This window comes from Micromonospora craterilacus (assembly GCF_003236315.1).
Lineage (GTDB): Bacteria > Actinomycetota > Actinomycetes > Mycobacteriales > Micromonosporaceae > Micromonospora > Micromonospora craterilacus.
The window spans coordinates 1-18219 of record NZ_POTY01000142.1 but is presented as its reverse complement, the minus strand read 5'-3'; the positions used below and the strand labels follow the sequence as shown (position 1 = coordinate 18219).

The 18219-nt window shown below is 71.6% G+C and carries 17 protein-coding genes; 10 read left to right on the top strand and 7 right to left on the bottom strand.

The window, feature by feature from the left end; all coding sequences use genetic code 11:
* Positions 1 to 221: 221 nt before the first annotated feature.
* From C1I95_RS21205 to C1I95_RS21195, 3 genes are read left to right on the top strand one after another with little or no spacing between them, the layout of a single operon-like run.
* Positions 222 to 491 carry a hypothetical protein gene (locus C1I95_RS21205; protein WP_111215843.1) on the top strand — a complete coding sequence of 90 codons (270 nt, stop codon included), beginning with the start codon at positions 222 to 224 and terminating at the stop codon, positions 489 to 491.
* On the top strand, positions 484 to 1104 hold the full coding sequence (locus C1I95_RS21200) for a DUF6879 family protein (RefSeq protein WP_111215832.1): 621 nt from the start codon (positions 484 to 486) through the stop codon (positions 1102 to 1104). The genes C1I95_RS21205 and C1I95_RS21200 overlap by 8 nt, the downstream gene beginning before the upstream one ends.
* A 51-nt stretch (positions 1105 to 1155) precedes the next feature.
* A complete protein-coding gene (locus tag C1I95_RS21195) occupies positions 1156 to 1941 on the top strand; it encodes a DUF6082 family protein (protein WP_146605784.1) in 786 nt (261 codons plus the stop codon).
* A 127-nt stretch (positions 1942 to 2068) separates the two neighbouring features.
* Here the strand turns inward: C1I95_RS21195 and C1I95_RS21190 are convergent, their stop codons facing one another.
* Positions 2069 to 2914: an SDR family NAD(P)-dependent oxidoreductase gene (locus C1I95_RS21190; protein ID WP_199523843.1), complete on the bottom strand. Its 846-nt coding sequence runs from the start codon at positions 2912 to 2914 to the stop codon at positions 2069 to 2071.
* 430 nt (positions 2915 to 3344) lie between these two features.
* Here C1I95_RS21190 and C1I95_RS21185 point away from each other — a divergent pair, with 430 nt between their 5' ends.
* Together C1I95_RS21185 and C1I95_RS21180 are read left to right on the top strand one after the other, a co-directional pair.
* Positions 3345 to 4862, top strand: a complete 1518-nt coding sequence (locus C1I95_RS21185; protein ID WP_111215828.1) for a hypothetical protein — start codon at positions 3345 to 3347, stop codon at positions 4860 to 4862.
* A gap of 54 nt (positions 4863 to 4916) precedes the next feature.
* Positions 4917 to 6251: an AAA domain-containing protein gene (locus C1I95_RS21180; RefSeq protein WP_233513785.1), complete on the top strand. Its 1335-nt coding sequence runs from the start codon at positions 4917 to 4919 to the stop codon at positions 6249 to 6251.
* On the opposite strand, the gene C1I95_RS21175 is transcribed toward C1I95_RS21180, so the two are convergent.
* Complete coding sequence (locus C1I95_RS21175) at positions 6239 to 6541, bottom strand: hypothetical protein (protein WP_111215825.1); 303 nt, start codon at positions 6539 to 6541, stop codon at positions 6239 to 6241. The two genes, C1I95_RS21180 and C1I95_RS21175, sit on opposite strands and share 13 nt — an antisense overlap.
* 147 nt (positions 6542 to 6688) lie before the next feature.
* Here C1I95_RS21175 and C1I95_RS21170 point away from each other — a divergent pair, with 147 nt between their 5' ends.
* Positions 6689 to 10381, top strand: a complete 3693-nt coding sequence (locus C1I95_RS21170; protein ID WP_111215823.1) for an AAA family ATPase — start codon at positions 6689 to 6691, stop codon at positions 10379 to 10381.
* Positions 10382 to 10513: 132 nt separating this feature from the next.
* On the opposite strand, the gene C1I95_RS21165 is transcribed toward C1I95_RS21170, so the two are convergent.
* The 5 genes from C1I95_RS21165 to C1I95_RS21145 form a co-directional block, all read right to left on the bottom strand.
* Complete coding sequence (locus C1I95_RS21165) at positions 10514 to 11371, bottom strand: ABC transporter permease (RefSeq protein ID WP_111215820.1); 858 nt, start codon at positions 11369 to 11371, stop codon at positions 10514 to 10516.
* On the bottom strand, positions 11368 to 12384 hold the full coding sequence (locus C1I95_RS21160) for an ATP-binding cassette domain-containing protein (RefSeq protein ID WP_111215817.1): 1017 nt from the start codon (positions 12382 to 12384) through the stop codon (positions 11368 to 11370). Before C1I95_RS21160 ends, C1I95_RS21165 begins: the two co-directional genes overlap by 4 nt.
* 256 nt (positions 12385 to 12640) lie before the next feature.
* Positions 12641 to 13492, bottom strand: coding sequence for an aldo/keto reductase (locus C1I95_RS21155; RefSeq protein ID WP_111215814.1), 852 nt, complete (start codon positions 13490 to 13492; stop codon positions 12641 to 12643).
* 76 nt (positions 13493 to 13568) lie between these two features.
* Positions 13569 to 14021 (bottom strand): Rho termination factor N-terminal domain-containing protein, encoded by a 453-nt coding sequence (locus C1I95_RS35870; RefSeq protein WP_199523842.1) that lies wholly within the window; start codon positions 14019 to 14021, stop codon positions 13569 to 13571.
* Positions 14018 to 14950: a ParA family protein gene (locus C1I95_RS21145; RefSeq protein ID WP_111215812.1), complete on the bottom strand. Its 933-nt coding sequence runs from the start codon at positions 14948 to 14950 to the stop codon at positions 14018 to 14020. Before C1I95_RS21145 ends, C1I95_RS35870 begins: the two co-directional genes overlap by 4 nt.
* A gap of 214 nt (positions 14951 to 15164) precedes the next feature.
* Here C1I95_RS21145 and C1I95_RS21140 point away from each other — a divergent pair, with 214 nt between their 5' ends.
* The 4 genes from C1I95_RS21140 to C1I95_RS21125 all read left to right on the top strand — a co-directional run.
* Positions 15165 to 17057: a Ycf46 family AAA ATPase gene (locus C1I95_RS21140; protein WP_233513784.1), complete on the top strand. Its 1893-nt coding sequence runs from the start codon at positions 15165 to 15167 to the stop codon at positions 17055 to 17057.
* Positions 17058 to 17156: 99 nt separating this feature from the next.
* Positions 17157 to 17609, top strand: coding sequence for a hypothetical protein (locus C1I95_RS21135; RefSeq protein ID WP_111215809.1), 453 nt, complete (start codon positions 17157 to 17159; stop codon positions 17607 to 17609).
* A 29-nt stretch (positions 17610 to 17638) separates the two neighbouring features.
* A complete protein-coding gene (locus C1I95_RS21130) occupies positions 17639 to 17821 on the top strand; it encodes a DUF2997 domain-containing protein (RefSeq protein WP_233513783.1) in 183 nt (60 codons plus the stop codon).
* Positions 17805 to 18219: hypothetical protein (locus tag C1I95_RS21125; protein ID WP_199523841.1), on the top strand; the 415-nt coding region annotated here is incomplete at its 3' end. The genes C1I95_RS21130 and C1I95_RS21125, both read left to right, overlap by 17 nt.

Here is an 18219-nt window from a genome sequence, read left to right as displayed (position 1 = left end):
GACAGACCCCACTCTCGGCAGCCAACATCACCGCCGTCGAGGGTGAGCCCCTACCGCCTGGTCCGCGTGGACGCCGCCCGGCGTGTCACCGACCCGGTGAACGTTCATGGACAGCCCACTAGATCAGCTTCGGCTCGTGATAAATCGAAAGCCTTCTCGGCGAGACCATGGCAGCCTTCCAACTATTCTGAGTGTTCGATCCGTGACTATGGGAGATGGCCATGGTGAGTCGATGGGAAGCGGATGGTACTGCGACGTTCGCGCGGCGGCTCGGTCGCTCGGCGGCCGAGCTTGGAGAGAGCGGTGGCACGACGACCTGTCCTGACATCTGGGAGCTGTCCAACGGCGATGTGGCAGTTATCGGCCGGGATCTGACGGCCACCTACGTGGGTCAGTTGCCGGCTGGTGTCAGTGTCGGCGACGACGAGCGACTGGTGGTTATTCCCCGCAGCGTGATCATCGCAGCGAAGTCGGACATCCCGGATGCGTGATCTTCTTCGAGCTTCGTCCGCCCAACGGCTGAACCTTCCCGACTACGAGGCGGACTTCTACGCCGCGGTGGAATCCGTCGACGGGCCTATCCTCAAGACGGAGCGGATGCAGTCGTTTCGTGAGCCGGGCAGCCCGAGCTGGGAGGCGTTCGCGGCCGGCCGGTGGAAGGAGGCGCTGCGGATCGCCGCTGAGCCCAACCCCGAGTTGGAGCGGTTCTTCGCCCACCTCGACGAGTTGGGCTCCGGGCTGCACCGCCTGCGCATCGTGGAGCTGCCTCTCACGCCTTACCTGCACTGGGAACTGAACTTCCTCCGCTACCGTGCCGAGGCGGGCGAGCACATCCGGGTGCTCAACGCGGATGCGAACGCGGTCGTGAAGCTGGAGTACGAGCATGGCGTCGTTCCCGAGCTGATGGTGGCTGGCAGTCAGGCGGTTTACGAGGTGCGCTACGACGAGGCAGGAGCGCCGGTCGGGGCGGACAAGTTCGTTGCACCTGAGGTGGTGGAGGGCTGCCGGTCGCGGGTCACATCGCTGCTCGCCGATGCGGAGGCGTTCGAGTCGTTCTTCCGCCGCGAGGTCGATGGGCTCAAGCCACCGGAGGGTCACGTGTAGTAGCCTGCCTCCACCTGCGAGCGTGGAGGCAGTGTGCCCCGACTGCGGGCGGTGACCGGCCTGGCCCGCCGATCAATGACGCCGACCGCGTTGCTGCTCGCAGTTCTGGTCATCCTCGTCGCCGTGGTGCTGTCGCCGCTGGGCTTACTGTGGATCGGCGAGCGACCTGGATATGACTGGCCGCTGCTCGGCAACGTCGGGCAGGCGTACGGAGCCGCGTCCGCGATCCTCGCCGGGCTTGCGCTCACCGGTGTGGTTGCTTCGCTGATCATTCAGGCTCGGGAAGCTAAGGCGGCCCGCGAGCAGGCGCTCAGGGCATTGCACACCGATCTGCTCAAGATGGCTATCGACGACCCTGGGCTGCTTGAGTGCTGGGGCCCAATCGAGCAGTCGACGGACCGGGAGTGGTTCCGTAAGCACGTCTACACCAATCTGATCGTGTCCCACTGGCAGTTGATGTGGGAGGTCGACCTCCTGAGTGAGCCGCATCTGGAAGTCCTCGCCGACCAGTTCTTCAAAGGCGCTGCGGGCCGGCGCTTCTGGGCGGAGGCGCGAGCGCCGCGGATGAAGGCCGAGACCTCGCGCCGTGCCCGCCGCTTCACGGCCGTCGTCGATGACCGGTACCACGCTGCGATCGCAACTGGCCTGCCGGTAGACAGCCGGGAACCCATTCAGGTGGCAGCCGATCCGGCTCGGTCTGCGCCCTCCGATCGACCCGAGGACGAGCGCGACACCACGGATCGGCTCGCCTACCTGGCCGTCGGGATGGCCGTCGCTGCCGGCGCAGTCGCCGTCGGCCAGTGCCTTTTCCGCCGCAGGTGGCAATCTGGTCGATAGAAGTCCTGTGCCGCCCGCTGCCCGGCCGGGCCAGAACGGTGCGGGCGTCTGATCGATGTCGCCGCGGCTGTGCGCCGCCCTGGACAGCAGGTTCAGGATCTGCCACTGCCGGCGGTCCAGGCCGAGGTCACGCCACCGGCACACCGAGCAACTCGGCCGTACGCTCCCACAGGCGGGTCGCCAGTTGGTCGTCCTTGGCCTGCCGGTGCGCTGGCCCGTTGGGCTTGAGGCGGTGGTAGTACTCGCCGTTGGCCGTCTCCGGATCGGGCATCGTGGCCAGGTGGACCAGCGGCGCGGCACCCTCCTCGAGGGTGACCAGGCCGCCCAGCAGCCGATACCGCACCAGCGCGGCGATCAGCGGCGTGTCCCGGTTGATTCCGGTGGTGGCTATCACGCCCGGGTGGAAGGCCGTCGCGGTCAGCCCGCTGCCCTGCGTACGGCGGGCCAGCTCGCGGGTGAACAGGATGTTCTGCAGTTTCGTCGTCCCGTACCGGAGCATGCCGGATCGCTTGCGGGTGCCTTCGAGGTCGTCGAGGTCGACGCCGCCGAACCGGTTGCCCTTGCTGGAGGTGCTGATGACCCGCGCCGGCCCGGCGGTGGTCAGCCGGTCCAGCAGCAGGTTGGTGAGCAGGAACGGGGCCAGGTAGTTGACCTGGAACATCAGGTCGTGGCCGTCCTCGGTGCGGCTCCGCTTGGACAGTACGACGCCGGCGTTGTTGGCCAGGACGTCGATGCGCGGGTAACGGTCCAGGAGGGTGTCGGCGAGCCGGCGTACGTCCGCCAGCCGGGCGAAGTCGGCGACCAGTGGCTCGGCGCCGACGTCGCGGGCGACGGCGGCGGTCTTCTCGGGTGACCGGCCGACCACCGCCACGGTCGCGCCCAGGGTTGCTAGCCGGCGGGCAGCCTCGGCGCCGATGCCCGCGCTGGCCCCGGTGATCACGACGGTCTTACCTTCCATGATCCGATCGTTCACGGTATCCACCCTCGCGAATGAGACGACGGCTCATGGTAGAAGATCATCCGGGGCCCCTGCCACCGATGGTCAGCTCGGAAGACAGGCTTCGCGTACGCCTTCTGGACCGGCCGCGCCCGGCTGGAATGAATCCCGCCGGTCGGCCCTGGCCCCTCGCCGTGGGCGTCGCGCTGGTGAGCGTGGACTTCCTGCACGGCTCTCGGCCTACCTTTCACCCAAAGTCCTGATGTCACACAGACATGAATATGTCCGTGTGACATCACGCTCGACTGACACAACGCCGCCCGGGCTGACCCGCCCATTCGACCCGGCCTCCAGTGGAGGCCGCCGCGACGGCTCGCGACAGTTCGGCAGCTCCAGCGAGACTGCGGTCAGGATGGACCGGCATGCCGCATTTGGTGAGGATGCCCATTGGGTACTGTCGGCCGGCATGCGGATGGTCTACACCTCGGCGCCGGACGACGTTTTCATCCCCGGGCGGGACCGGCTGGTCCGGCGGTTCGAACGCTGGGCTCGGCGGCAACGCCGCCCGGTGGACCCGTTCACCGTCGAGGCGCTGCTCGACCACCGGTGGGCCGACGGTGATGGTCGGCTCGGCCGGTGGCAGCCCGAAGATCTGGAAGAGGCGCTGCTCGACTGGTTTCCCCGGCAGGTGACGATGCGGCCGCAGCAGTGGGCGCTTGTCACGCCGACCCTCAGCGCGTTCGTGGATTTCCTCTTCGACGAGGATCTCGCTGACCGGCGCTGCGCCGACCAGCATCTGCTGCACGCCGTCCTGGACAAGCTCGGCGGCCCGTTCGCCGAGGCGATGGCCGACCAGCGTCGGTACGGGTTGGCCAAGTTCTGGGCCACAAGAATGCTGGACGAGGGCGTCGACCCTACGGACCCTGCGGCCGCTGGGCGGTTCATCGCGGACGTCAACGCGGGTCGGGTCGCCGTGGACGAGCAGGTTCTGCGCCAGGTGTCGGCCAACCACCTGCTCGACGACGAGCATGACGCCCACCCGCCGCTACCGCTGGTGGCCGTACCCGAGGACGACACCCTGCGCCGGCTGGCCGCCGAGTCGGTGGTGGTCCATCGGCTCCGAGAGCTGGTGCGATGGCTCGGCGACGGGCGCTCCCTCACCACGACCGGGCGGCTCCGGCTGGCCGACGCGCGGGAACTCGTCGTGTTGCTCGACACCGGCGATGTTCTCGATCCGGCGATCGGCGACCGGGTGTTCAAGACCCGCAGCAGCGACGAACTGTTCGGCCTGACCGTGCTGATCGCCTGGGCCCGATCGGCCAGAGTCGTCCGTGTGGTGAAAGGCCGGCTCGTGCCGGTGAAGAGCGCGGCGAAGACGTTGTCCGATCCGCTCGCACTGGCCCATCGGGCGTTCACCGCACTGTTCGACCTCGGCGAGGCGGTATGCGGCGGCGGCTGGGCGGAGTCGGTGCTGCGCTGGCGCTTCGACGACGCTGTGTTCACCGTCTGCATGGCCCTGTTCGTCGCGCGGCAGGAACTCACCGTTGACGAGTTGCGCGAGGCCGCCTACCAGGCCGCCTGCGACTCGCTGGGCTTCGAACCCGGCACCGACGAAGAGGAAGAGGGCTGGCGCCAGTTCGCCGACAATGACGTCGACCGGCTGCTCGACCAGTTGGCCCTTCTCGGTGCGATAGACCGGACGGCTCGGGTAGCGGTGCTGACGCCGCTGGGTGTTGGCCTCGTCGCCCGGCACCTGCGCGAGCTGGATGTGGCCGTGCCGACGCTGGACCAGCTGGCGGAGGAGACCGCGGAGGTGGTGGTCGCCACCGCCGCCGGCAGCCCGCCGGAGTCGGCCGCAGCCCTGCTGCGCGCCTGGTCCGCACGCAACGCCGCTGCGGTCGCCGAGCTGCGCGCACTGGCCGCACGCACCGACGACGCCGAGCACCGCCGGCTCGCCCTGGCGTACGCCCACGATCTTCGCTGAGCCCGTCGGCGGCTGCGGGTAGGGTGCGGGACGCCGGGTGGGGGAGGTGGGCAGATGATGCCGCAGCTGGCGGTGCCGCCAACGGTCGAGGCCGAGCGGGTGATCACGTCCGTGCTGGCCGACCTGCGCTCGGGTGACCATCGGGGCGTGGTGGTCGACTCGCCGCCCGGGGCCGGGAAGTCGACCCTGGTGGTGCGGGCCGCCGTGGAGCTGGCAGGTGCCGGCGAGCCGCTGGTGATCATCGCGCAGACCAACGAGCAGGTCGACGACCTGATCGACCGGCTCGCCCGGAAGGCGCCCGAGCTGCGGGTCGGCCGGCTCTCCGCGGGCGACTACCGGCCGTCGGAGCGGGTGCGGGCCCACGAACAGGTCCGGGTGGCCGCGAAGGTCACCGACCTGGCCGCGGCGGCCGTGATCATCGGTACGGCCGCCAAGTGGGCCACGGTCACCGAAGGCTCCTGGCCGTGGGCGATCGTGGACGAGGCGTACCAGATGCGCTCGGACGCCCTGTTGCGCGTGGCCGGTCGGTTCGAACGGGCCCTGTTCGTGGGGGATCCGGGGCAGCTCGACCCGTTCTCCACCGTGGAGACCGGGCGGTGGGCGGGTCTGACCTGGGATCCGATGCAGTCGGCGGTGGCGGTGCTGCTGCGGCACAACCCGCAGCTTCCGGTGCACCGGCTGCCGGTGTCCTGGCGACTGCCCGCCTCGGCCGCTCCGGTGGTGTCGCGGGCGTTCTACCCGTTCACCGGGTTCCGCGCCGGGACCGCGTCCGCCGACCGGGCCCTGCAACTCACCGAGGTCGGGCCGGGTGACGCGGTCGACCGGGCGGTGGAGCTGGCCGTGGCCACCGGCTGGGCGCTCTACGAGCTGCCCGCCCGGCACACGCTGCGTACCGACGCCGAGGCCGCCGCCGCGTGTGCCGCGCTCGCGGTCCGCGTGCTGCGGCGGGGCGCGGTCGCGGTCTGTGAGCAGGCGCCCGGCGGCGCGCCGGTCACCGCGGACCGGATCGCCGTCGGGGCCGCGCACCGCGACCAGGTCGCGGCCATCCGGGCGCAGCTGGGCGAGGCCGGTGCGGGCGTCACCGTGGACACCGCCAACCGGCTCCAGGGCCGCGAGTACGACGTGACGATCGTGCTGCATCCGCTGTCCGGTCGGCGGGACGCGACCGCGTTCCACCTGGAGTCGGGGCGGCTCTGCGTGCTCGCCTCCCGGCACCGGCAGGCCTGCGTCGTGGTGGCCCGGGCGGGCATCGGCGAGCTGCTGGACGCCCACCCGTCGACCGAGGCGCCGCAGCTGGACGTGCCGGTGAAGTTCCCCGACGGCTGGGAGGCCAACCAGGCGATCCTCGCCCACCTGGGCGACGTGGCGAGCCGCCCCTACCGGCCGTGAACGGAGAACGTCGCGGCGTCGGCGAAGGCGACCGGTAACGCCTTGACGTCGCAGTAGGCGAGGAACGAACCGATCTTCGTCGGCAGCCGGGCTTCGACCTCGAAGGGCGCGGGGTTGTCGTCGATGACGCCGGAAGCCGAGAAGGAATCCCCGGTGGACTCGTCGACGGTGAGCTGGGTGCCGCCGGGCAGCGTGACCAGATAGCTCTTCAGGTCGGGTTGCTGGGCGACGTCGGTGCCGTCGGGCCAGAGCGGCTGCGCGCTGCTCGCCGCGACCGGGCCCGCGGGCACCGGGCCGGCACCCGCACTCCCGGCACCCGACCCCGCCGGCATCCCGGCGGTACGCGGACAGTCCGCCTACCCCGGCGGGGTGCATGCGCTCGGTGCCGTCGCCGGGACCGCCCGGGGTGTCGGCGGTGTCGGCTACCGTCGGTTGCCATGAAGGCGCGGTCCGGCGGAGTCATGATCGGGCGGGACCATCCCGCCGGCCTGCTGCGTGCCGAGGTCGACCGGGCCGCGGCCAGTCACGGCGGTCTCGTCCTGGTCACCGGCGAGCCCGGCATCGGCAAGACGACGCTGGTGACCGCCGCCACGGACGAGGCGCGCCGGCAGGGCGCGCTGGTGCTCGGTGCCGCCTGCTGGGATTCGGCGAGCGCGCCGGGTTACTGGCCCTGGGTGCAGATCCTGCGGGGGCTGCGCCGGTCGCCCGACGACTGGGCGGTGGCCCGGGAGTCCGCCGAGCCGGCGCTCGCGCTGCTGCTCGGCGAGGCGGTCGGCCCGGCGAGCCCCGCTCCGGGCCTGCTGACGCCGGCCGGAATGCCCGGCGATGGCGCGTTGACGCCGGGCGGGGTGCGGGACGACGGCGGGTTGCCGGGCGAGGGTGAGGCGGCCGAGCGGGAGGCGTTCGTCCTCTACGACGCGGTCACCACCGCGCTGGTCGCCGTCTCCCAGCGCCGGCCGGTCATGGTGGTCCTGGACGACCTGCACTGGGCCGACGCGGCGTCGATGCGGCTGCTCCGGTTCGCCGCCCAGCACACCTGGTTCGAGCGACTGCTGTTCGTCGGCACGTACCGGGACGCGGAGGTCGAGTCGGGCGACCATCCATTGCGCCCGCTGCTCATGTCGCTGGTGGCCAAGGCCACCACGATCAGCCTCACCGGCCTGTCCCGTGACGAGGTCGGCGCGTTGATGGCCCGCACCACCGGCCGGGAGCCCGCTGCCGACTGCGTCGACGACGTGCACCGCCGCACCGGCGGCAACCCCTTCTTCGTCGAGCAGACCGCCCGGCTGTGGCACACCGCCGGCTCGGTGAGCGGCCTCGCCCCCGGCGTACGGGAGGTGGTGCGCCGGCGCCTGGATCACCTGCCCGCCACGGTGGTCGACACGCTCACCGTCGCCGCCGTGCTGGGCCGGGAGTTCCACGGTGAGATCCTCGCGGCCAGCGCCGGCCTGGCACCGGCCCGGCTCGACCAGATCCTCGACGCCGCGGTCACCGCGCGGCTCGTGCTCGCCGGCGGCGACGGCCGGTACGCCTTCGTCCACGACCTGGTCCGCGAGACGCTCTACGACGGCCTCGCCGACGACCACCGGCGGACCCGCCACGCCGCCGTCGTCCGTGCCGTCGACGAGCACGCCTCGCTGAGCCAGTTTCTGATCCCCGCCGACCTGGCCCGCCACGCCTGGCTCGCCGGCGACCGCCTCGACGCGGCCCGCGCCACCGACCTGCTGGTCGCCGCCGCCCGGGATGCCAGCTGCCGGCTGGCGTTGGAGGAGTCGGCCGTCCACTTTCGCCGCGCGTTGCAGGTCGTGCGGGACGACCCCCAACGCGTCAAGATCATGATGGAGCTGGCTGACCGGCTCTTCCACACCGGCGACCGCGACGAGGCGCACCTGCTCCTCGCCGACACCACCGCCCTGGCGCTCGGCATCGACGAGCCGGCCCTGTTGGCCCGGTTCGCCGTCACCGTCCAGCGCCACTACCAGATGAATCCCAGTCTCGGCATCGACACCGACGCGCTGGTGCGGGAGGCGTACCAGCGGTTCATCGGGGAGCCCGAGCCGGATGCCCCGGTCGGCACGCTCGTGACCGGCCTGATCGCCGCCACCGAGACCCTCGCCCGGCAGGGCCAGGACCACGAGGCGCTGACCTTCAGTCTCTGGGCCCGGCACAACGCCACCTGGGGGCTGGGCACCGCGACCGACCGCGCCGCCCTCACCGGCGAGATCCGCGACGTCGCCCGGCGCGCCGGCGACCGGGAGACCGAGCTGTGGTCCACCTCCCTGCGCTGGGTGGCGCTGCTCGAACTCGGCGACCCCGGTTACCTGGACGAACTCACCGCCTTCGTGACCGCCGGGCGGGAGACCGAGAAGCCCCGGCACCGGATGGCCACCGCCATCGACAGCGGCATCATCAGCGCCTTCCGCGGCAACTTCGCCGGAGCCGAAGCCGACTACGCCGAGCTCGGTGACCTCGACGCGTGGGAGCACACCGACCAGGTCTTCCTGGGCCACCACCTGCGCTGGTCGTTGCGGCTGCTACAGGGGCGGTTCGACGAGGCCGAGGCCCTGATCGACGGACTCACCGCGACCGACTATCCGCACCGGGAACTGCTCCGGGCGATCACCGCCGCCGAACGCGGCGACCACCACACCGCCGCCCGGCTCACCGCACAGCTCGAGGCCGCCGCAGCCGGGTACGGCGGGCCGATCACCCCGCTGTGGCAACGGCTGCGCGCCCAGTCCACCGTCGCCGACTCGGCGCGCTGCGCCGAGGTCCGGCAGGCCCTGCTGCCGTACCGTGGCCAGTGGCTGGTCGCCCTGTTCGGCTGCGACGTCAGCGGCCCGATCGACCACTGGCTGGCCGTGGTCGACGCCGCCGAGCAGCGCTGGGACGCTGCGGTCGCCGGATTCACCGCCGCCCGCGACAGCGCCGACCGGATGGGCGCCCGGCCGTGGTCGCTCATCGCCGGCGCCGCCCTCGCCGACGCCCTCACCAACCGGGGCCGTCCGGGCGACACGGCGACCGCCGCCGCCCTGCGCGCCACCATCGAACCCGAGGCCCGCGCCCTCGGCATGCGGCAGGTGCTCGCTCGCCTCGCCGACGCGACGCCGGCCGAGCATGTGTCGTCAGCCTCCGGTTCGGCCGGGCCGGTGTCGTCCGGTTCCGCGTCGGCCGGGCTGGTGTCGTCCGGTTCCGGTTCGGCCGGGGTGCTGGCTTCCGGTTCCGCGCCCGGCAAGCGGGTTGCTGCCGACTCCGCTCCCGGGGCGCGGCTGGGTGATCCGGCACCAGCCGGGCGTGTGCCCGAAGGGGCGTCGCCAGCTGGGCGTGTGCCCGGAGAGGTGTCGCCGGCTGGGCGCGTGCCCGAAGGGGCATCGCCGGCCGGGGGCGGGCCGCTGCTGGCCGGATCTGCGCCGACAGGGCAGGAGCCGGACGGATCGGTGCCGGCGAGGCCGGCACTGGCTGGGCAGGGGCCGGACGGATCGGCACCGGCTGGGCACGGGCCGGCTGGGCAGGTGCCGGCTGGGCAGGTGCCGGCTGGGCAGGTGCCGGCTGAGGCGGTGTCGACCGGTGCCGCGCCGAGTCCGGCGTACGAGTTCCGTCGCGACGGTGCGGTCTGGCGGCTGACGTACGACGGCAGCACGGCGTACCTGCCCGATGCCAAGGGGCTACGCGACCTGCGTCTGCTGCTGGGCCGCCCGGGTGTCGACGTGCCCGCGGTCGAGCTCCTCGACCCGGCCGCCGGGCCGGAACTCGTCGCCGCCCGACGGATGGGCGGTGACCAGGTGCTCGACGACGAGGCGAAGACCCGCTACCGGCGTCACCTGGCACGGCTCGACGACGAGATCGACCGCGCGACCGTCCGCGGTGACGGTCCGAAGGCGACCGCACTGGACGCCGAGCGGCGTGTGTTGATCGACCAGCTGCGGGCGGCGGCCGGGCTGGCCGGGCGTACCCGCCGGCTCGGCGACGAGGCGGAACGGGCCCGCAAGACGGTCACCGCCCGCATCCGGGAAACTCTGCGTCGCCTCGACGAGCGACATCCGCCCCTCGCCGCTCACCTCCGCGACACGATCTCCACCGGCACCGCCTGCCGCTACCTCCCCACCACCGCGGTCCCCTGGCACCTTTGAATACCGGCCCCGCCGGATCTTGGTACGAAACTGCCCGGGGAGGGGCGCTTTCGTACCAAGATCTCTCGGGACAGCCGTGTCGCCGCCGGGGTGGGCGGTTTGTTCCACCCACCCCGGCGGCGGGGAGTTGGGTTAGCGGCGGTTGTAGCGGTACATGGTCAGGGTGCCGAAGACCACCACGAAGACGACGCTCCACGCCATCGTCCACATCATGCTCGACGCGTCCGACGTGCCGGCCATCGCTGCCCGGACCGACGACACCAGGTGCGTGATCGGGTTGGCGTTGACGAACGCCTGGAGCCAGCCGGGCATGGTGGACGGGTTGACGAAGACGTTGCTGAGGAAGGTCAGCGGGAACAGCACCATCATGCTGACCCCCATCACCGACTTCTCGCTGCGCAGCACGAGCCCGAAGAACGTCCAGACCCACGAGAACGCGAACGAGAAGACAACCAGCAGGCCGATCCCGGCCAGCACCCCGAGCAGGCCGCCGTCGGGGCGGAAGCCGAGCACCAGCCCGACCGTCAGGATCACCACCGCGGCGAGGACGTAGCGCAGCACATCCCCGACGATCATGCCGACCAGCGCGGCGGGCCGCCACACCGGCAGCGTCCGGAACCGGTCGAAGACGCCCTTCTCGATGTCGGTGTTCAGGCCGACACCGGTGTACATGGTGATCATCACGACGCTGGTCACCATGATGCCCGGCAGGAAGAACTGCAGGTAGTCACGCGGGTTGCCGGCGAGCGCACCGCCGAACAGGTACGTGAACATCAACACCATGATGATCGGGAACGCCGTCACGTCGAACAGCTGCTCCGGTACGTGCTTGATCTTCAGAAGGGCGCGCCAGCTGAAGGTCAGCGACGCCGACAGCGGGCTCGGCCGGGGCGGTCGTGCGCCCGGCGCGAGGACGGTCGCCAACGCCTCGGACGAGGGTACGTAGACCGTCGGCGCCCGGTCGGCCGAGGTGGCGGTGTCGCTGCTCATCGGGCTGCCTCCAGCTCGTCGTCCCGCTCGGCCTCGGCCGGTACGGCGGGGTGGTCGGTCAGGGCCAGGAAGACCTCGTCCAGGCTCGGCTGCCCGAGCGAGAAGTCGTCCACCACGATCCCGGCACGGGACAGCTCACCGAGCGCCTGGGCGGCCTGCGCGCTGGCGTCCAGATCACTGCCGTCCCCGCCGACCCGGGCGGTGATGGCCACCGGATCCGCCTCCAACTGCACCGAGACGCCCAGCGCCGCCCGCAGCACCCGCTCGGCCTCGGGCCGCTGTTCCGGATCCCGTAGCCGCAGATGCACGCTGCCGGAGCCGACCGACGACTTCAGCTCGCCCGGGGTGCCCTCCGCGATCACCCGGCCGTGGTCGACCACCGCGATCCGGCTGGCCAGCTTGTCGGCCTCGTCCAGGTACTGCGTGGTCAGCAGCACGGTCGTGCCGTGCGCCACCACCGCCCGGACGATCTCCCACACCTGGTTGCGGCTGCGTGGGTCCAGCCCGGTCGTCGGCTCGTCCAGGAACAGCAGGTCGGGCGTGTTGAGGATGCTCGCCGCGATGTCGACGCGCCGCCGCATGCCGCCCGAGTACTTCTTGACCTGCCGCCCGGCCGCCTCGGTCAGCCCGAACGCGGCCAGCAACTGCTCCGCCCGCTCCCGCGCGGCCGGCTTGCGCAGCCCGAGCAGCCGGCCCAGCAGGACCAGGTTCTCCGCGCCGGTCAGGTCCTCGTCCACCGAGGCGTACTGGCCGGTCAGGCTGACCCGGGCCCGGACCGCGTCGGCCTCGCCGACCACGTCGTGGCCGAAGACCCGCGCCCGCCCGCCGTCGGGACGCAGCAACGTCGCCAGGACCCGCACCGCTGTGGTCTTGCCGGCCCCGTTCGGGCCGAGCAGCCCGTACACGGCACCGGCGGGCACCTGAAGGTCGATGCCGGCGAGCGCGCGGGTCTCGCCGAACGACCGGGTCAGACCCTCGGCCTCGATGGCGAGGCCGGTGGTGCGTCTACTCATGATCTCTGAATTCCTTCCGCTCTGGGAATCTGCGGGCCGGACGGGCGTCACGTCGCGACTTCTCCCGCACCGCCACCGCCTGCCGTCCCACCACAGCGCACGCGTACGACAAAAACGCGCGTGCCGACCGCCTGCTCAACGATGGTGGCCGGCGGTGGTTGTAGACCAGCTTCCCCCTAATGGCGCGAGACGGCGAGCAGCCGCCGCTAGATCAGATCTAGCGGCGGCTGTCCGACGCCGGTGGCGTCGCGCGTGCTCAGGCCGGGATGTAGTCGAAGGTGTCCGGGTTCGGGCCCTGCCGCCCGGCCTCGCCCCGATCCAGCAGGGTGATCTGCTCGGTCGCGACGTCGTCCAGCTCGAAGTCGAAGATCTGGAAGTTCTCCTCGATCCGCTTCGGGGTGGTCGACTTCGGGAAGATGACGTCGCCGCGCTGAAGATGCCAGCGCAGCACCACCTGCGCCGGGGTGCGGCCGACCTGCTCGGCGAGGTCGCTGATGATCGGGTCGCCGAGCACCGCACCCTGCGCGATCGGCGACCACGCCTGGGTGATGATGCCGTTCTTGGCGCCGTACGCGCGCACCTCGTCGTTGGCGAAGTACGGGTGCGCCTCGACCTGGTTCACCGTGGGCGGCACGTCCGTCTCGGCGGCCAGCCGCTCCAGGTGCGGCACCTGGAAGTTGGACACGCCGATGGAGCGGGCCCGGCCGTCGTTCTTGAACTCCTCCAGCACCTTCCAGGTGGTGACGAAGTCGCCGTCGTAGCGGGTCGGCAGCGGCCAGTGAATGAGGAACAGGTCGAGGTAGTCGGTCCGCAGCGCGTCCAGCGTCGCCTGGAAGGCGGCTCGGGCCTCGTCGGGGCGGTGGAAGCCGTTGTTCAGCTTGCTGGTGATGAACACGTCCTCGCGGTCCAGCCCCGCCGTGCGTACCCCCTGACCGACCTCGGCCTCGTTGCCGTACATCTCGGCGGTGTCGATGTGCCGGTAACCGACGTCGAGGGCGGTGCGTACCGCCTGCGCGGTGTCCGCCGGGGCGATCTGGAACACCCCGAAGCCCAGTTGTGGGATGGTGTTGCCGTCGTTCAGCCTGATGTCCGGAATCGTGCCTGCCATTCGTCCGCCATACCCGCTGAGGCCGGCATTCTCACGCCGATCCGCCGGCCGTTCTCGGCGGGTCCGCGCCACCCGGTCAGCGCTCCCGCAGGGCGGTGGAGGTGAGCCGGTAGCCGATCGTGCCGTCCACGATCCGCTCGACCAGCTCCGCCTTGCGCAGCCCGCCGACGCCGCGCAAGCCCAGGCCGGCGGCGAGCGCCCGCAGCTCGCGCACGGGCCGGTCCGACAGGTACGCCGTACCGTCGGCGCGGCTGGTCATGGCCGTCAGCGCGGCCTGCGTGACGGCCGGATCCCGGCCCGGCGACCCGTGTCCGGTGGCCGGCGCGCCGCGTCCGGTCCTCGTCGGCCGGAGCTGGCCGGCCGGTGGGGGAGCCACGGGTACGACCGCGAGCCGGGCCCGGCCGTCGAGCAGCGCGGCCAGGTCGGCGTCGGTGAGTTCGGCGAGCAACTCGGCTGCCCGCGCCAGTGCGGCGGACCTGGCGGGCCCAGCCGCGCCGTGCGGTCCCGTGTCGCTGGTCGGCCTGGTCATACGGGCTGCCGGTCGGGCTGGAGATGGTCGAGGAACTCGGTGGCCAGCTGGCGCAGTTCGTCCCGGACGGCGGGGACGGTGACCCGGTCGCGCAGCACCACCGGTACGCCGCGCGGCGTGTTCGTGGCGTAGAGGGTGACGTTCTCCCGCAGCGCGGTCGGGAAGACCGGCAGGCCGAGGTTGCGCACCTGGTCCATGTAGCGCTGATGGGTGGCGATCGGTTGCCGTGCCAGCAGCTGGATCATCGTGAAGACCACGCCGGCCACGCCGGGGGCGACCTTCTGGTGCCGGCGTACGGTGGCGAACTGGCGGGCGTCGGCGTTGTACTGCTCGACCAGTTCCCGCACGTTGCCGTGCAGGTAGTCGATGCCCAACGTGGACAGGTAGTCGGCCTTGGCCGGGATGACCAGGTGGTCGCTGGCGATGATGGCCGACTGGGTGACCACGTTGAAGTTCGGCGGGCAGTCGATCAGCACCATGTCGTACGGTTCCAGGCCGTCGGCGAGCAGCCCCTCGGCGAGCGAGCCGCGTACCCGGAACAGTTCGGCGTCGTACTCCTCGCCGCCGGCCACGCTGCGGGCCAGCGCCAGGTCGATGTCGACCAGTTGCAGGTGCGAGGCGATCAGGTCGAGCCGGCCGGTGCCGGTGAGTCGGGCGTTCGCCGGACCGGGCGACACCACCAGTTCACCCAGGGTGATCGACGGGTTGCCCTCGCGTAGACCGTCGTACCAGCGTTTCACGGTCCGGCTGTCGCGCAGCCGCTCCCGCCAGTCGTCCGGGTCGTAGAAGCCGAAGGTCAGGCTGGCCTGCGGGTCGAGGTCGATGAGCAGCACCTTCATCCCGCGGTTGGCCAGTTCGGCACCGAGGTTGGCGGTCACCGTGGTCTTGCCGACCCCACCCTTGTAGTTGATTACGGACACGACGTACATCGACGTACCTCCCCAGACGGGAGACGGTAGCTGGCCGGCGGGCGGGAGTTCGATCATCCCCTCCCGTGACTGCGGTGGTACGCCATCCACCGGCGCGCGGGTGGTGCCTTCCGCCGGCCATCCGCACCGCCGCCAGCCGCACAGATCGCCACTTTCGATCATGGGCTGTTAGAGTCCGCCAGGTCGAATGTCTCTGTGGGGGAGGAATCCGACCGTGGCGATAGCGTTTCGCGATGCGCTGGCGCAGATGTTCAAAGCACGCTTCCCGATCCTCTACGTCGAATCGTCCGAGGAACAGCGGGTCATCGCCGAGGTCTGCGGTGTGGCGGCCGACGCCGCGCAGGTGCGTACACCCCGTGCCGTGTGGACCTGGTCGCTGACGACCGGGCTGGTGCAGCCCGACGGCGCTCCCCGTCAGGGCACCACCGAACCTGAGGCCGCTCTGGACGCCGCGCTCCGGGTCGACCACCCGAGTGTTCTGATCTTCAAGGATCTGCATCCGGCGCTGGGTGCCGGCGGGCGGCCGGCCAGCCCCGGGCTGGTCCGTCGGTTGCGGGACCTGGTGGCGGCGTTCAAGTCCGGCTCCGTGCCGCGCACCCTCGTCCTGGTGTCGCCGGTGCTGCACATCCCGGCGGAGCTGGAGAAGGACGTCACGATCGTCGACTTCCCGCTGCCCACCGAGACGGAGATCCGGCAGGTGCTGGACGGGATGATCGCCGCCAACTCGGCCAGCGGTCGGATCCAGATGGCGCTGGACGACCTCGGCCGGGAACGGTTCGCCAAGGCGGCACTCGGCCTGACCCTGCACGAGGCGGAGAACGCGTTCGCCCGAGCGATGGTCAACGACGGGGTGCTCGACAGCCGTGACCTTGAGGTGGTGCACGAGGAGAAGCGGCAGACGGTCCGCAAGTCGGGTCTGCTGGAGTTCGTCGACGCCTCGGTCAACCTCGATGACGTCGGTGGGCTGGAGAACCTGAAGCGGTGGCTGGCCAAGCGGGACGGTTCCTGGCTGGGCGAGGCGGCGGCGTACGGGCTGCCCGCGCCGCGCGGCGTGCTGATCACCGGCGTGCCCGGATGCGGCAAGTCGCTGACCGCCAAGGCGATCGCCGCGGTCTGGGGCCTGCCGCTGCTGCGGCTGGACATCGGCCGGGTCTTCGCCGGGCTGGTCGGATCGAGCGAGCAGAACATGCGCACCGCGATCCGGACGGCCGAGGCGAGCGCACCCTGCGTGCTCTGGGTGGACGAGATCGAGAAGGGCTTCTCCGGTGGGGCCGGCGACTCCGGCACCTCCACCCGGGTCTTCGGTTCCTTCCTGACCTGGATGCAGGAGAAGAGCCAGGCCGTCTTCGTCATCGCCACCGCCAACGACATCGAGGGGCTGCCGCCGGAACTGCTCCGCAAGGGGCGCTTCGACGAGATCTTCTTCGTCGACCTGCCGACCCGCGCCGAGCGGATGTCGATCTGGCGGGTCCACCTCGCCCGCCGGCTGCGCAACCCCGCTGTCGCCGGTGGCCTCTCCCTCGACGACGCCCTGCTCGCCGAGCTCGCCGAACTCAGCGCGGGCTACGCCGGGGCCGAGATCGAACAGGCCGTGGTCGGCGGGCTCTTCGACGCCTTCTCCGAACGCCGCCCGCTGCGCCGCGACGACCTGGTCCACGCCGTGGCCAGCATGGTGCCACTCAGCGTCACCCAGGCCGAACGGATCGACGCCATCCGCGCCTGGGCAGACGCCCGCGCCGTCGCCGCCACCGCCGCCGAGGACTCGGACCTGGGTGCGCCGTCCGGCACCCGGGCCGCCGCGCCTGTACCGCAGGGTTACGCCGCTGCCACCCCTCCCGACCAGCACGGTTATGGCGGCACCAACGCTTCCGATCAGCGGAGGTACGGCGGTGCCGCCGCTCCCGATCAGCGCGGGTACGGCGACGCTGCCGCCCCTGACCAGCGGCGGTATGGCGGTGGAGCCGCTCCTGGCCAGCGGGGTTACGGCGATGTTGCCGCTCCTGACCAGCGTGGTCATGGCGGTGCCGCCGCTCCCTGGCAGCCGGGGCAGGGCGGGCCCGGCGCGCCCTCACCGGAGCGGCAGGGCGGCCGGGCGGTGGAGTTCTGATCCCCGCGCCGGCAGGGAGGAGACAGGCATGAGCGAGCGGAGCATCAGGCGCAGTGCGGTGGTGTCTCGTGGCGGCACGGAGCGCAGCGGGGTGTCGTCATGAGCATCTCGGTGGTACTCGTGCCGTTGGCGGTCGCCGCCGTGGTCGCCGTCCAGGGAGTCGCCGCCCGACGGGATCAGCAGGGTCGCGTCGTCTGCCAGGTGCAGACCCGGATGCGGGACGAGAGGCTGCTCGCGGCCGCGCTGCACGACACCGCCGCCGTGGTCGGTGCCGACCGGGACACGATCACCGCGGACTGGGCCGGCGTACGGGCGAATTTCCAGCGCGACGCGGACGGCATCTGGTCGGCGCACTTCACCGGCGAGGTCGACGAGGAGCGGGCCGTCGAGGTGGTGCGAGCCATCGACACCGCGTACGGGCGGCAGGTCCAGCGCGCGGTACTGGAACGGTTGCGCCAGCAGGCCCCGGCCGCCGGGCTCCGGCTGGAGTCCGAACAGGTCACCGAGGACGCCAGCGTCCGGCTGGTCTTCGCCGTCGAGGGCAGGTCGTGATGGGCGGGCAGCCGCGGATCGTCGTCACTGTGAGCAACGAGGGCGTGGTGAGCGCGGAGACCCGGGGGCTGCTCGGCGAGCGGTGCCTCGACTACATCGCCGTGCTGGAGGAGCTGCTTGGCGCCCGCACGGTGCAGAGCGCGTACACCGCCGACTACACGCGTACCGCCGAGACCGTGCGACAGGAGGAACGCGATGTCGAGCGCGCCTAACCCGGGATGGCCGCATCCGCCGGCACCGCAGCCGTCACCTCCGCCGCCGGCGCAGGGCCCCACCCTGAAGTGGCGGCTGCTGCACAGTTGGTGGCTGCTGCTGCCCGTCCTCGGCATGAGCTGCCTCGGCGGCATCGGGTTCGTCTTCGTGGGTCTCCGCGCCAAGCGCCCGGCGTGGTGGATCCCCGGCATCGTCTACACCCTGGTCGGCTGGACCGCCTTCATCCTGGTCGGCGAATCCGACCCGGGCACCAAGGAGTGGGCGACCGGTGCGGTCCTGGCGATCTGGATGGCCACCATCGTGCACGCCGTGCTGATCAACTCGGCGTGGCTGCGGTGGCGGGCCGGCTACCGCCCCTGGCACGCCCAGCCGGGATCGGGGGCGGCCGGCTCGTACC

Coding starts and splice junctions, on each gene's coding strand:
- C1I95_RS21205 (WP_111215843.1), top strand. CDS start 222: ATGGTGAGTCGATGGGAAGCGGATGGTACTGCGACGTTCGCGCGGCGG.
- C1I95_RS21200 (WP_111215832.1), top strand. CDS start 484: ATGCGTGATCTTCTTCGAGCTTCGTCCGCCCAACGGCTGAACCTTCCC.
- C1I95_RS21185 (WP_111215828.1), top strand. CDS start 3,345: ATGCGGATGGTCTACACCTCGGCGCCGGACGACGTTTTCATCCCCGGG.
- C1I95_RS21180 (WP_233513785.1), top strand. CDS start 4,917: ATGATGCCGCAGCTGGCGGTGCCGCCAACGGTCGAGGCCGAGCGGGTG.
- C1I95_RS21170 (WP_111215823.1), top strand. CDS start 6,689: ATGAAGGCGCGGTCCGGCGGAGTCATGATCGGGCGGGACCATCCCGCC.
- C1I95_RS21165 (WP_111215820.1), bottom strand. CDS start 11,371: ATGAGCAGCGACACCGCCACCTCGGCCGACCGGGCGCCGACGGTCTAC.
- C1I95_RS21160 (WP_111215817.1), bottom strand. CDS start 12,384: ATGAGTAGACGCACCACCGGCCTCGCCATCGAGGCCGAGGGTCTGACC.
- C1I95_RS21155 (WP_111215814.1), bottom strand. CDS start 13,492: ATGGCAGGCACGATTCCGGACATCAGGCTGAACGACGGCAACACCATC.
- C1I95_RS35870 (WP_199523842.1), bottom strand. CDS start 14,021: ATGACCAGGCCGACCAGCGACACGGGACCGCACGGCGCGGCTGGGCCC.
- C1I95_RS21145 (WP_111215812.1), bottom strand. CDS start 14,950: ATGTACGTCGTGTCCGTAATCAACTACAAGGGTGGGGTCGGCAAGACC.
- C1I95_RS21135 (WP_111215809.1), top strand. CDS start 17,157: ATGAGCATCTCGGTGGTACTCGTGCCGTTGGCGGTCGCCGCCGTGGTC.